Source organism: Streptomyces gilvosporeus (genome assembly GCF_002082195.1).
GTDB classification, from domain to species: domain Bacteria; phylum Actinomycetota; class Actinomycetes; order Streptomycetales; family Streptomycetaceae; genus Streptomyces; species Streptomyces gilvosporeus.
Genome location: NZ_CP020569.1, coordinates 2,298,552 through 2,311,949 on the forward strand (window position 1 = coordinate 2,298,552; position 13,398 = coordinate 2,311,949).

The 13,398-nt window shown below is 72.6% G+C and carries 13 protein-coding genes; 6 read left to right on the plus strand and 7 right to left on the minus strand.

Annotation, left to right across the window (positions count from 1 at the left end; genetic code table 11):
* Positions 1-50 precede the first annotated feature (50 nt).
* From B1H19_RS10020 to B1H19_RS10030, 3 genes are read right to left on the minus strand one after another with little or no spacing between them, the layout of a single operon-like run.
* The gene (locus B1H19_RS10020; RefSeq protein ID WP_083104264.1) at positions 51-839 is read right to left on the minus strand and encodes a 3-oxoacyl-ACP reductase; all 789 of its coding nucleotides are present in this window, start codon (positions 837-839) and stop codon (positions 51-53) included.
* On the minus strand, positions 836-2,215 hold the full coding sequence (locus tag B1H19_RS10025; RefSeq protein WP_107425931.1) for an aldehyde dehydrogenase family protein: 1,380 nt from the start codon (positions 2,213-2,215) through the stop codon (positions 836-838). The genes B1H19_RS10020 and B1H19_RS10025 overlap by 4 nt, the downstream gene beginning before the upstream one ends.
* 9 nt (positions 2,216-2,224) lie before the next feature.
* On the minus strand, positions 2,225-3,592 hold the full coding sequence (locus B1H19_RS10030) for a glutamine synthetase family protein (RefSeq protein ID WP_083104265.1): 1,368 nt from the start codon (positions 3,590-3,592) through the stop codon (positions 2,225-2,227).
* A 73-nt stretch (positions 3,593-3,665) separates the two neighbouring features.
* Here B1H19_RS10030 and B1H19_RS10035 point away from each other — a divergent pair, with 73 nt between their 5' ends.
* From B1H19_RS10035 to B1H19_RS10045, 3 genes are all read left to right on the plus strand, one after another.
* Positions 3,666-4,385, plus strand: coding sequence for a FadR/GntR family transcriptional regulator (locus tag B1H19_RS10035; RefSeq protein WP_083109523.1), 720 nt, complete (start codon positions 3,666-3,668; stop codon positions 4,383-4,385).
* 288 nt (positions 4,386-4,673) lie between these two features.
* Positions 4,674-6,113, plus strand: coding sequence for an amino acid permease (locus B1H19_RS10040; RefSeq protein WP_418361510.1), 1,440 nt, complete (start codon positions 4,674-4,676; stop codon positions 6,111-6,113).
* Positions 6,114-6,168: 55 nt separating this feature from the next.
* Entirely contained in the window at positions 6,169-6,867 is a 699-nt protein-coding gene (locus tag B1H19_RS10045; RefSeq protein ID WP_083104266.1) for a gamma-glutamyl-gamma-aminobutyrate hydrolase family protein, read from the plus strand.
* A gap of 48 nt (positions 6,868-6,915) precedes the next feature.
* Here the strand turns inward: B1H19_RS10045 and B1H19_RS10050 are convergent, their stop codons facing one another.
* Positions 6,916-7,197, minus strand: coding sequence for a DUF1876 domain-containing protein (locus tag B1H19_RS10050; protein WP_083109525.1), 282 nt, complete (start codon positions 7,195-7,197; stop codon positions 6,916-6,918).
* Positions 7,198-7,286: 89 nt separating this feature from the next.
* Positions 7,287-7,844, minus strand: a complete 558-nt coding sequence (locus tag B1H19_RS10055) for a helix-turn-helix domain-containing protein (RefSeq protein WP_083104267.1) — start codon at positions 7,842-7,844, stop codon at positions 7,287-7,289.
* A gap of 221 nt (positions 7,845-8,065) precedes the next feature.
* On the opposite strand from B1H19_RS10055, the gene B1H19_RS10060 reads away from it, so the two are divergent.
* Entirely contained in the window at positions 8,066-9,190 is a 1,125-nt protein-coding gene (locus B1H19_RS10060; protein ID WP_083104268.1) for an aryl-sulfate sulfotransferase, read from the plus strand.
* Between the two features lie 3 nt (positions 9,191-9,193).
* Positions 9,194-10,516 carry a solute carrier family 23 protein gene (locus B1H19_RS10065; protein ID WP_083104269.1) on the plus strand — a complete coding sequence of 441 codons (1,323 nt, stop codon included), beginning with the start codon at positions 9,194-9,196 and terminating at the stop codon, positions 10,514-10,516.
* Here the strand turns inward: B1H19_RS10065 and B1H19_RS10070 are convergent.
* Positions 10,500-11,447 (minus strand): LysR family transcriptional regulator, encoded by a 948-nt coding sequence (locus tag B1H19_RS10070; protein WP_083104270.1) that lies wholly within the window; start codon positions 11,445-11,447, stop codon positions 10,500-10,502. The genes B1H19_RS10065 and B1H19_RS10070 overlap by 17 nt on opposite strands.
* 70 nt (positions 11,448-11,517) lie before the next feature.
* Between B1H19_RS10070 and B1H19_RS10075 the strand changes: the two genes are divergently transcribed.
* Positions 11,518-12,660, plus strand: coding sequence for a TDT family transporter (locus B1H19_RS10075; RefSeq protein WP_083104271.1), 1,143 nt, complete (start codon positions 11,518-11,520; stop codon positions 12,658-12,660).
* Here B1H19_RS10075 and B1H19_RS10080 read toward each other — a convergent pair whose 3' ends face one another.
* Entirely contained in the window at positions 12,661-13,398 is a 738-nt protein-coding gene (locus B1H19_RS10080; protein WP_083104272.1) for a helical backbone metal receptor, read from the minus strand. It abuts the gene before it with no gap.

Genomic DNA, 13,398 nt, shown 5'->3' on the forward strand with positions numbered 1-13,398 from the left:
CCGGTCCCGGTGACCGAAAGCGGAAGGTGACGGGGTTTCAGAAAGCGAGATTACAGCGGGGTGACGTATGCGCCCGCGATTCCGCCGTCGACGAGGAATTCCGCGGCGTTGACGAACGAGGAGTCGTCGCTGGCGAGGAAGGCGACGGCGGAGGCGATCTCCTCCGGCTCGGCGAACCGTCCCACGGGCACGTGCACCAGGCGGCGCGCGGCGCGCTCGGGGTCCTTGGCGAACAGCTCCTTGAGCAGCGGGGTGTTGACCGGCCCCGGGCACAGCGCGTTCACCCGGATGCCCTCGCGGGCGAACTGCACGCCCAGCTCGCGGGACATCGACAGCACGCCGCCCTTGGAGGCGGTGTAGCTGATCTGGGAGGTGGCGGCGCCCATGACGGCGACGAAGGAGGCGGTGTTGATGATGGAGCCCCTGCCCTGGCGCTGCATATAGGGCAGGGCGTGCTTGCAGCACAGGTAGACGGAGGTGAGGTTGACCTCCTGGACGCGCTTCCAGGCGTCCAGGCCGGTGGTGAGGATGGAGTCGTCGTCGGGCGGCGAGATACCGGCGTTGTTGAAGGCGATGTCGACCGAGCCGTAGGCGTCGAAGGCGGCCTTGTAGAGCGCCTCGACCTCGTCGGAGTCGGTCACGTCGACCTTGACGAAGAGCCCGCCGACTTCTTCGGCGGCCTTCTTGCCCGCCGTCTCGTCGATGTCGGCGCACACGACATGGGCGCCCTCGGAGGCCAGCCGGCGGGCGGTGGCCAGGCCGATGCCGCTGCCGGCTCCGGTGATCACGGCGGTACGGCCGACGAGGCGGCGGCACACTGCGGTCTGGTCGTCACTCACTGGGACTCCTCGGTGCTGATGAAGATGTTCTTGGTCTCGGTGAAGGTGCGCAGCGCGTCCGGGCCCAGCTCGCGACCGAGGCCGGACTGCTTGAACCCGCCGAAGGGGGTCCAGTAGCGCACGCTGCTGTGGGAGTTGACGGAGAGGTTGCCCGCCGCGACGGCCCGCGAGACGCGCAGGGCGCGGCCGACGTCGCGGGTCCACAGGGAGCCGGAGAGGCCGTAGTCGGTGGCGTTGGCCAGCCGTACCGCGTCGGCCTCGTCGTCGAAGGGCATGACGACGGCGACCGGGCCGAAGATCTCCTCGACGGCGCTGCGGTCCTCGGGGCGGCCCTCCAGCACGGTGGCCGGGTACCAGAAGCCCTTGCCGGCCGGGGCCTCGCCGCGGATGGCGGCCGGGGCGTCCTCGGGGACGTAGGACCGCACCCGCTCGCGCTGGGCGGCGGAGATCAGCGGGCCCATCCTGGTGGCCGGGTCGGCCGGGTCGCCGGCGGTGAAGGCCAGGACGGCGGGCTCCAGCAGCTCCATGAAGCGGTCGTAGACGCTCCGCTGGACGAGGATGCGGCTGCGGGCGCAGCAGTCCTGGCCGGTGTTGTCGAGGAAGGAGCCGGGGGCGGCGGCCGCGGCGGCCTCCAGGTCGGCGTCGGCGAAGACGATGTTGGGGCTCTTGCCGCCGAGTTCCAGGGTGAGGCGTTTGGTCTGTTCGGCGCAGCGGGCGGCGATCTGGCGGCCGGTCGCGGTGGAGCCGGTGAAGACGACCTTGGCGACGCCGGGGTGGTCGACCAGTGCGGTGCCGGTGACGGGGCCCTCGCCGGGCAGGACCTGGAAGAGGCCCTCGGGCAGCCCGGCCTCCAGGGCGAGCGCGGCGAGTCGGAGGGCGGTCAGCGGGGTGGTCTCGGCGGGTTTGAGGAGGACGGCATTGCCGGCGGCGAGCGCGGGGGCGGCGCCCCAGGCGGCGATCGGCATCGGGAAGTTCCAGGGGGCGATGACGGCGACGACGCCGAGCGGCTCCTGGACGGTGATGTTCAGTCCGCCCGCGACCGGGATCTGGGTGCCGGTCAGGCGCTCGGCTCCCCCGGCGGCGTAGTGCAGCAGATCGCGGACGTTGCCGGCCTCCCATTCGGCGTTGCCCAGAGGGTGGCCCGCCTCGGTCAGCTCCAGTTCGGCGAGCTGCGGGATCTGGGCGTCGACGGCGTCGGCGAAGCGGCGCAGGAGGCGGGCGCGGTCGCCGGGGGCCACGGCGGCCCAGGCTTCCTGGGCGGCGGCGGCCCGGCGGACGGCGGCGTCGACCTCGGCCGGCGAGGTGGTGGGGACGGTGGCCACCACTTCCTCGGTGGCCGGGTTGAGGATGTTCAGCTCGTGCAGACCATGGGACACGGTGGTTCCTTACATGCGCTCGAAGGAGCGGAAGCGCTCCCAGTCCGTGACCGCGGCGTCGTAGGCGTCCTGCTCGACGCGGGCCATGTGGCGGTAGTGCGCGACGACCTCGTCACCGAAGGCGGCGCGGGCGATCGGGCTGGCCTCCCACAGCTCGGCGGCCTCGCGCAGCGTGGTGGGCACGTGCGCGGCGTCGCCCGCGTAGGCGTTGCCGGTGGTCGCCTCGGGCAGCTCCAGCTCGTTCTCTATGCCGTACAGCCCGGCGGCGACCATCGCGGCGACCGCCAGGTAGGGGTTCACATCGCCGCCGGGCAGGCGGTTCTCCAGGCGGTGGGCGCGGCCGTGGCCGACGACCCGCAGCGCGCAGGTGCGGTTGTCCGGGCCCCAGGCGACGGCGGTGGGGGCGAAGGAGCCGGGGCGGAAGCGCTTGTAGGAGTTGATGTTGGGGGCGTAGAAGAGCGTGAAGTCGCGCATCGCGGCGATCTGCCCGGCGAGGAAGTGCCGCATGACCTGCGACATGCCGTACGGACCGGCGTCATCGGCCAGGACCGGGCGGCCCTGCTCGTCCTGCAGCGAGAGGTGGATGTGACAGGAGTTGCCCTCGCGCTCGTCGTACTTCGCCATGAAGGTGAGCGCCATGCCCTCCTGGGCGGCGATTTCCTTGGCGCCGGTTTTGTAGATCGAGTGCTGGTCGCAGGTGGTCAGGGCGTCGTCGTAGACGAAAACGATCTCGTGCTGGCCGAGGTTGCACTCGCCCTTGGCGGACTCGACGGTCATCCCGGCCGCGCCCATCTCGTTGCGGATGCGCCGCAGGACGGGCTCGACGCGGCCGGTGCCGAGGACGGAGTAGTCGCCGTTCCACTGGTTGGCCGGGGTCATCTCGCGGTAGCCGCGCGACCAGGCGGATTCGTAGGAGTCCTTGAAGAGCATGAATTCCAGCTCGGTGCCGGCGTACGCGGACCAGCCGTGTTCCGCGAGCCGGTCGAGCTGGCGGCGCAGGATCTGGCGGGGCGAGGCGACGACCGGGGAGCCGTCGTGCCAGGCGAGGTCGGCGGTGATCAGGGCGGTGCCGGGGTTCCACGGGGTGCGGCGCAGGGTGCCGGTGTCGCCGTGCATGGCGAAGTCGCCGTAGCCGCGCTCCCAGGAGGACATCTGGTAGCCGTCGACGGTGTTGAGGTCGACGTCGACGGCGAGGAGGTAGTTGCAGCCCTCCGTGCCGTGGTCGAGAACGGTGTCGAGGAAATAGCGGGCGGCGAACCGCTTGCCCTGGAGCCTGCCTTGCATATCGGTGAAGGCGAGGACGACAGTGTCGATCTCCCCGGTGTCGACGAGGGCTCTGAGCTCCTCGACGGAGAGCGGGGGCGTGCGGTCTGCCACGGGATTGCCTCCTGTCACTGCATCCGGAGGTCATAAGGTAGGCACACGAACCATTGATTGGGAAGGGGTGACGGTGGACGGGACATCCGACCGGCTGACGCCGGTGCTGCGACCGGTGCGGGCGGGCAACGGTTTCGAGGAGGCACTGGAGCAGATACTCCAGATCGTCCGGCTGGGACTGGTGGGGCCGGGCGAACGGCTGCCCGCGGAGCGGGAGTTGGCCGAGCGGCTGCACATCAGCCGGGTCACCCTGCGCGAGGTGCTCAAGGTCCTCCAGGACGAGGGCCTGGTGGAGAGCCGGCGCGGGCGCTACGGCGGCACCTTCGTCCGCGTCCGTACGGAGAATCCGGGCGAGGCCGAGCTGCGCCGCCGCATCGAGAAGATCGACGTCGAGGACACCCTGCGCTTCCGGGAGGTCCTGGAGGTGGGCGCGGCCGGGCTGTGCGCCGCCCACGGGCTGTCGGACGAGGGGGCCGGCCGGCTGCGCGCGGCGCTGGCGGCGACCCAGGAGGCCCCGCTGGCGGACTACCGCCGGCGCGACACCCTGCTCCACCTCACCCTTGCCGAGCTGTCCGGCTCCCCGTCGCTGGCCGCCCAGTACGCGGCCGTACGGGCGAACGTGAACGACCTGCTGGACTGCATCCCGCTGCTGGTACGCAATCTGGAGCACTCCCAGACCCAGCACGCCGCGCTGGTGGAGGCCGTGCTGGACGGCGATGCGGACGGGGCGCGCGAGGTGATGCGGGAGCACTGCTGCGGGACGGCGGCGCTGCTGCGCGGGTTCCTTTCGTAAGGCTTGCCGGACTCGTGAGCTGCGCGAAACCCTCCTGTTACGAGATTTTCCCGCCGGGGTCTTGCGCTCGGCCGACCCGAAGACAAAGGTATCGGCTCATACCTTTTTTGCGGGGCTGGTAGCGGTTCGCCGACGGCCGTACCTGCCGCGGATCATCGAGCCCTCGGAGGCGTGGTGTCCATCAACGAGCACGCGACGAACCCAGAGCAGGAACATCAACCCGCGGAGCTGTCCAGCGACGAACAGCGCCTCCACGAGCTCGGATACGCCCAGGAGCTGGCGCGCTCGATGTCGGCGTTCTCGAACTTCGCCGTCTCGTTCACGATCATCTCGGTCCTCTCCGGCTGTCTGACGCTGTACGGCTTCGGCATGAACACCGGCGGGCCCGCCATGATCACCTGGGGCTGGCCGCTGGTCGGCCTCATGACGCTGTTCGTGGGCATGGCCATGGCCGAGGTCTGTTCCAGCTACCCGACGGCGGGTGGCCTGTACTACTGGGCGGCGAAGCTGGCCCCCTCGCACGGCCCGGCGTGGTCCTGGTTCACCGGCTGGTTCAACTTCCTCGGCCAGGTCGCGGTGACCGCGGGCGTCGACTTCGGCGCCGCGTCCTTCATGAACGCGCTGCTGGACCTCCAGTTCGGCTTCGCCGCCACCCCGGTGCACACGATCATGCTGTTCGGCATCGTGCTGCTGGCCCACGGTCTGCTCAACACCCTCGGTGTGAAGCTGGCCTCCTTCCTCAGCAACGTCAGCGTGTGGTGGCACGTCTTCGGCGTGCTGGTCATCGTGGGCGCCCTGGTCGTGGTGCCCGCAAAGCACCAGTCGGCCTCCTTCGTCCTCACCCACTTCACCAACAACACCGGCTGGCACTCCGGTCTCTACGTCGGGCTGCTGGGGCTGCTGCTCGCGCAGTACACCTTCACCGGCTACGACGCCTCGGCGCATATGACCGAGGAGACGGTCGACGCGGCCAAGGCCGGCCCGCGCGGCATCGTGATGTCGATCCTGGTCTCCCTGGTCGCCGGCTGGGTGCTGCTGGTCGGCATCACCTTCGCCATCCAGAACTACGACGGCGCGCTGGCCAGCAAGACCGGTGTGCCCCCGGCGCAGATCTTCATCGACGCGCTGGGCGCCACCGGCGGCAAGCTGCTCCTCCTGGTCGCGATCGGCGCCCAGTTCTTCTGCGGCATGTCGTCGGTCACCGCCAACTCGCGCATGATCTACGCCTTCTCGCGGGACGGGGCACTGCCCGGCTCGCAGCTGTGGCACCGCATCAACAAGCGGACGAAGACCCCGACCAACGCGGTGTGGCTGGCCGCGGGCGGCGCCTTCGTGCTGGGCCTGCCGTACCTGTGGAACGCCACGGCGTACGCGGCCGTCACCTCGATCGCCGTGATCGGGCTCTACATCGCCTACGTCCTGCCGGTCATCCTCCGCCTGCTCCAGGGCGACCGCTTCCAGCGCGGCCCCTGGCACCTCGGCCGCTGGAGCAAGCCCGTCGGCGTCATAGCCGTCGGCTGGACGGTGGTCATCTCCGTCCTCTTCATGCTCCCGACCACCAGCCCGGTCACGGCAGAAACGTTCAACTACACCCCGCTCGCCGTCCTCCTGGTCCTCGGCTTCGCCGGCGTCTGGTGGCTGGTGTCGGCCCGCGAGTGGTTCACCGGCCCGAAGGTCCAGGGCACACAGGAGGAGCTGGCCGCCATCGAGCACGAACTGGAATTCTGACGGGAAATTCTGACAAGGCGCGCCGGAACACACCAGCACCCCACCGGAGGATCCGTTGTCCCAGCCCCTCATCGGCATCAGCACCTACCAGCAAGAGGCCCGGTGGGGGGTCTGGACACTGCCCGCCGCGCTGGTACCGGCCGGATACCCCCGGCTCGTCCAGCGCTCGGGCGGCCTGCCGGCGCTGCTGCCGCCCGGCGATCCGGACACCGCCGCCGCGGTGGTCGCCCGGCTGGACGGGGTGGTGATCGCGGGCGGCGCGGACGTCCAGCCGGCGCGCTACGGGGCCGAGCCGCATCCGCGCACCGGCCCGCCCTCACTGGACCGGGACGCCTGGGAACTGGCCCTGATCGAGGCCGCGTTGGCGGCCCGGGTGCCGCTGCTGGGCATCTGCCGCGGGCTCCAGCTGCTGAACGTGGCGCTGGGCGGCACCCTCGTCCAGCACCTCGACGGCCATGCGGGCCCGGACGGCGTCTTCGACCACCACCCCGTCGAACCGGTCCCCGGCACCCTGCTGGCCCGGGCCCTGCCGGAGCCGGTCACCGTACCGACCTACCACCACCAGGCGGTGGACCGGCTCGGGCGCGGGCTGCTGGCCTCGGCCTATGCGGCGGACGGCACCATCGAGGCGGTGGAACTCCCGGCCGCGGACGGCTTCGCCCTGGCCGTGCAGTGGCACCCGGAGGCCGGGGACGACCCGCGTGTCATGGACGCGCTGGTGGCGGCTGCGCGCGGGGCGGCCCCGGGGGCATGACCGGCCGCCGGGGGTCGGCGCGATCCCCGGGGTGCGATCGATCCCCGCTCAGTGCGTGAGCGGATACGACGCCCGGCCCGATGCCGAGTCGATCTCGTCATGCGCCTTGGTCAGCAGCTTCATCGCCATCTCGTTGAGCGCCCGGGCCCCGGCGACCTCCTCGCCGACCCTGGGCTGGTCCGAATCGGCGGGGTGGCGGCTGGCATAGCCGTGCGCGCGCACCTCGTTCCCGTCGGGGAGCCGCAGCAGCGCGGCCGCCCGGGTGCGGTGATGGTCCTCCTCGAATTCCAGCTCGACATGCCATCCCACAGCGGTCTGCATCTTCACCATGACGATCACCTCCGGAACCGCTGCTACCAGAGTGCGTCAGCTCCCGCATCCGCGCACCACATGCCCGGGCGGGCGCGGCGGGCGGGTATCTAGGGCCGGAAATCGTCCGCCACGCCGACCAGCAGTACCCGGCTCTCCGGCACCAGAGAGCGCCAGCGGTGGGTGATGCCGCCGGAGCAGTAGAAGGTGTCGCCCGGTCCGAGCTGATGACGGTGGCCCTCGGCCTCGGCCTCCACGAAGCCCTCGATGACGTACATCAACTCATCGTGCGGGTGCCGGAATTCGCGCTGCCAGTCGTGCCGGCCGGTGAACTCCAGCGCGTGCAGCTGCTGCCGGCCGCGGACCAGGGGGCGAACCCGGCCCCGGTCGCCGTCCTCGGGGACGGCCGCGGAGTCGGCGCGGACGACGTCGACCGTACGGGGGCCGTCCGCGGCGGCCAGCAGCGCCACCGCGGTGGTCTCCAGCGCATCGGCGATCTTCTGGAGGGAGCGCATGCTGGGGCGGGCGCGGTCGTTCTCGACCTGGCTGAGGAAGGGGACGGACAGGCCAGTGCGGCGGGCCAGTTCGGCCAGGGTCAGCTCCAGGGCGCGGCGGCGCCTGCGCACCCCGGCACCGACCCGCGGAGTCTCCGCCGCCGCCTCGCTCATCGCCGTCCCCTTCGCTTCCGTTGCGCTTGCCCACCCGCGAGCCCCTTGCCCGCCACCGGCCTGTCGATGGGCTCATCGACGGGCTTATTGATGCGTTCACAGCCCTGCAACACGACGTCCCTAGCGTCTACGCTGTTTGATCCCATCAAACAAAGTTTGACGAACTCAAGCTCGACATCACTCGGCATCAGTCGACACGACGTTTGACCAGGGGAATCACCATGACCGCAGTCGATCACACCACACGCCGCCGCCGCGGCACCGGCCTGATCGCCCTCGACGAACAGGCCGCCCACCCCGGCTACACCCTCTACGCACCGCTGACCGGCGGCGGCGAGGTGCTGCTCATCGATCTGCGCGGCGAGGTGGCGCACCGCTGGCGGCTGCCGCACCGCCCCGGACGCCACGCCCGCATCCTGCCCAACGGCAACCTCGCCTACAACGCCACGCTCCCCGGCCAGGACGCGCTGTTCCCGATGTGGCACAAGTACCGCGGCGGGCTGATGCAGGAGATCGACCCGGAGGGAACCGTACTGCGGGAGTTCACCGATCCGCTCCAGCACCACGACGCACACCACTACGGGGACGGGCGGATCCTCTACAGCGCGCTGGAGCCGCTCACCGGCGAGCGCGCGGCGGCCGTACGCGGCGGCGTGGCGGGCTCCGAGCCGGACGGCGGCACGGTCTACGCCGACACCCTCCGCGAGGTCGACGCGCAGGGCCGGCTGCTGTGGTCCTGGCGGGCCGCCGACCACCTGGACCGCGCGGAGTACGCCCTGCATCCGCACTACTCCCGGGAACACTGGCCGCTGATCAACTCCGTCCTCCCGCTCGCCGACGGCAACATCCTGGCCAGCCTGCGCAGCGTCTCCGCGGTGGTCGTCATCAGCCGCGCGAGCGGGGAGATCCTGTGGCGTACGGAGCCGGGGCTGGTCTCCCAGCAGCACCACCCCACCGAACTGCCCGGCGGCAACCTCCTCGTCTTCGACAACGGCGTCTTCCGGCCCGGCTGCGATGTGCCGTACTCCCGGGTCATCGAGGTGGCACGGCCGTCGGGGACGGTGGTGTGGGAGTACCACGACCCGGCGCGCGAGGCGTTCTTCGCGCCCTTCATGGGCAGCGCCCAGCGGCTGCCCAACGGCAACACCCTGATCACCGACTCCCCCGCCGGGCGGCTCTTCGAGGTGACGGCGCAGGGGCTGGTGTGCTGGGAGTATGTCGTCCCGCAGTTCGGCAGCTACCACGAGCCCGAGGTCGGGGCGCTCTTTCCGTCGCTCAACAACGCCGTCTTCCGCGCCTACCGCTACGACGCCGAGCAACTGCCGTGGCTGAAGCGGCGGGTGTGAACGATGACCCCGCCCCCGCGGCCCGCCGCGCCCGCCGCGCCCACCACCCCCGGACCGCCCGCCGTGGACGAACGGCTCCCCGTGCTGCGGCTGCTGCCGCTCGCCGCCCAGCACGTCCTCGCCATGATCGCGTCGCCCCTCTCCTCGGTCTTTCTGATCGCGGCCGGACTGCACCTGTCCCCCGGCGGCACGGCGTCCCTGCTCAGCGCCACCCTGGTGCTGTGCGGGGCGGGCGCGCTGCTCCAGTCCTTCGGCGTGCTGCGGACCGGTGCCCGGCTGCCGTTCATGATGCTGCCGGGCGGTGCGGCGGTGGCCCTCTTCCTGGAGACCGCCCGCGCACACGGCGCGGCCACCGCCTCGGGATCCGTCCTGCTCGCGGCCGCGCTGCTGCTGGCCGTACTGCCGCTGTACGGACGGCTCGTACGGTTCTTCCCGCCGCTGGTGATGGGGACGACGGTGCTGGTCATCGGCATCAACATGGTCCATGTCGCGGCGCCGGCGGCGCTCGCGGGGCGGGGACCGGCGCTGGTCACCATCGCCGCGGCCGCCCTGTGTTTCCTGCTGCTGCGCGGGGTGTGGCGGCAGCTGTCGGTGCTGATCGGCATGGCGGCGGGGACGGTCACGGTCGCGCTCACCGGCGGCGCGGCCTTCCACGGCGTCCCGGGCGACGCGGTGCTGGCGCTGCCGCGGCCGTTCCCGTACGGCGTCCCGCATCTGGATCTGCTCGCGGCGCTGCCCCTGATGGTCTTCGCCCTCGCCTCACTGGCCGAGGCGACCGGCCAGACGGTGCTCACCAGCGAGGCGGTGGGCCGTAGCCCCGACCCGGCGCGCGATGTCCCGCGCACCGCCCGCGCGGACGCCGTCGCCTCGCTGGCCGCCGGACTGCTCGGCGGGACGATGATGGTGACCAGCGCGGAGAACATCGGCATCGTCCAACTCACCGGCGTCCGCAGCCGGTTCGTGACCGCCGGGGCCGGGCTCCTGCTCATCGTCGGCGGACTGCTCGCACCCGTCACCCGGCTGCTGGCCGCCCTGCCCGCCCCGGTGGTCGGCGGCGCGGCCCTGGTGCTCTACGCCGTGATCGCCGCGACGGGCATCGAGATGCTCCGCCGCACCGCACCCGCCGACCGCGCCACCACCACGGTCATCGCCCTCACCCTGCTCGCGGGCCTGCTGCCCGTCCTGGCCCCGCAGTTGTACGCACCCCTGCCGGGCTGGGCCCGCACCCTGTTCGGCAGCGGCGTACCGGCCGCCGCCCTGACGGCCGTCGCACTGTCGGCACTCCTGGGGCTGCGCTCCGGGACCCGCCCTAGGCGGCCCGCGTAAGCCCCAGCAGGTCGCGGGCCGGGCCCGCCGGACGGTGGCCGGCCGGCCAGACGGCCCGCAGATCGCGGACCAGGCGCAGACCGGCCACCGGAATCTCCACCAGGCGGCGGGCCGCCAGCTCCTCCCGCACGGCGAGTTCGCTGATCACCGTGGGGGCGGCGGCCTCGCTGACCACGGCCGCCTTGACCGCGGTGGTGGAGGCGAGTTCCAGCAGCGGGTCGGCCAGGCCGCCGTGCCCGGCCAGGGCGGCGTCAAGGACCTGGCGGGTGCCGGAACCGCGTTCGCGCAGGACCAGCGGGGTGGCGGCCAGTTCGGCGGCGGTCAGTTCCCTGCGGCGCCGGGTCCAGCGGTGGGAGGGGGCGGCGACCACGATCAGCCGGTCGTGGCCGATGACGGTGCCGTCCAGCCCGGCAGGGATGTCCAGCCCCTCGACGAAGCCGAGGTCCGCCTCGCCCGCCAGCAGCCGTTCGGCGGCCGCGCCCGAGTTGCCTGCGAGCAGCGAGACGGCGGTTCCCGGGCGCCGGGCGCGCAGGGCGATCAGCCAGCCCGGCAGCAGATACTCGGCGATCGTCATGCTGGCGGCGACCCGCAACCGGGAGTCGCGGTGGCCGCGCAGCGCCTGCGCACCCGCGTCGAACGCCTCGGCCGCCTCCACCACCTGCCGCGCCCAGTCCGTGACCAGCACCCCGGCGTCCGTGAGCCGGGAGCCGCGCGGGGAGCGCTCCACCAGGGCCACCCCCAGCTGCCGTTCCATCGAGCGGATCCGGCTGCTGGCGGCGGGCTGGGTGATGCCCATGGCGCGGGCGGCCCGCCCCAGGCTGCCGAGCCGGGCGACGGCGAGCAGCAGCTCCAGCGCACCGAGGTCGGGGACCCGGTGCGCGAGCGGGACGACATCAGCGGCCTGGGTGTCGGCGGCCCGGTCTCTGCTCATAAGCCCAGTTTATGCCCCCATAGACACAAGGTCCCTGGTGGGGGCGGCCGCGGCGCAGGACCCTCGTGGCATGACGCTCCTTACGCACGCACCGTCGCGTGCCACACCCGCCGCGCCCGGCACCGGCAGCGGCACCGGCCCCTCGCTCCGCCACCTCGGCCCCAACTGGTACGCCGTCGTGATGGGCACCGCGATCGTCGCCAACGCCGGGGCCGCCCTGCCGCTGCACCTCCCCGGGCTGCGCGGGGCGTACGACCTCGTCTGGGCGCTGTCGGCACTGATGCTGACGACGCTGCTGGCGGCCCGGACCGTGCACTGGGTCCGGCACGGCGACCACGCCCGTCGCCAGCTGCTGGACCCGGCGGTGGCACCGTTCTACGGGTGCCTGTCGATGGCGCTGCTCGCGGTCGGCGCCGGCACCCTCGCGGTCGGCCGGGACGTCATCGGTCCCGGGGCCGCGCTCGCCGCCGACACCCTGTTGTGGCCGCTGGGCAGCTGCATCGGGCTGACGGCCGCCGCCGGGATCCCGTATCTGATGATCACCAAGCATCGCATCGAGGCCGGCAGCGCCTCGCCGGTGTGGCTGCTGCCGCTGGTCGCGCCCATGGTGGCGGCGGCGACCGGCCCGGCCCTGGTGGCTCATCTGCCGGCCGGACCGGACCGGACGGCAATGCTGCTGGTCTGCTCCGCGATGTTCGGGATGTCGCTGCTGGCGACGCTGGCGGTGCTGCCGCTCGTGGTGACGCGGCTGTTCCACCACGGCCCGCTGCCGCTCGCGCTGACCCCGACGCTGTTCCTCGTCCTCGGCCCGCTCGGCCAGTCCACCACCGCCGTGCACAACCTCGCCGACGCCGCGGCCGGGACCGTCGCCGCCCCCTACGCCCACGCCATGAGCGCCGTCGCCGTCCTGTACGGCGTGCCGGTGCTGGGCTTCGCCCTGTGGTGGCTGGCCATCGCCGCGGGCATGGTGGTGCGGGCGTTCCGCAACGGGATGCGCTTCGCCATGACCTGGTGGGCCTTCACCTTTCCGATCGGGACCTGTGTCACCGGCGCCGCGGGGCTGGCCCGGCAGACCGGGAGCGCCGGGTTCGTCTGGGCGGCGGTGGGACTGTTCGCCGTCCTGGTGACCGCGGTGGCGGTGGCCGCCACGCACACCGGGCGCGGCCTGCTGCACGGCCGGCTGCTCGCGCCCCCGGCGCCGCCCGCGAGCTGATCAGCGGGCCGCGGCCAGCGCCGCCGCCAGCACCTGCGGCGCCTCCACCAACGACGGCCCGTACCAGGTCAGATGGCGCCCGCTGACCAGTGCGGCGGGCAGCCCGGGGAACGCCTCCGGCCCGTCCTCGGCGGTGAAGCGGTAGGGCTCGTCCGGCAGGACCACCAAGTCGGCGCCGCGGGCGGTGAGTTCGTCGAGGGGGATGCGGGGGTAGCGGTCGGCGTGCCCGGCGTAGAGATTGCGGACGCCGAGCCGGGCGAGCAGATCCCCGGCGAAGGTGTCGCGGCCCAGCACCATCCAGGGCCGCCGCCAGACGGGCACCACCGCGGTCCGCTCCCACGGTGCGGCGGGCAGCTCGCGCCAGGCGGCCCCGGCGACGTCCAGCCAGTCGGGCCGCGGCAGTCCGCAGCCGCGCACCAGTACGCGTTCCAGCTCGCGCAGCGCCTGGTCGAGGGTGCGGATCTCGGTGACCTGGACCCGGAGCCCGGCGGCCCGCAGCGCGGCGAGGTCGGCCGGGCGGTTCTCCTCCTCGTTGGCGAGCACCAGGTCGGGCGCGAGGGCGGCGATCGCCGCGGTGTCCGGGTTCTTGGTGCCGCCGATACGGACGGCCTCCAGGCCGGCCGGGTGGCTGCACCAGTCGGTGACCCCCACCAGCAGCTCGGGCGCACCGGTGGCCACCGCCTCGGTGAGGGAGGGCACCAGGGACACCACACGCCGGGTCGGGCCGCTTCGGGTCAT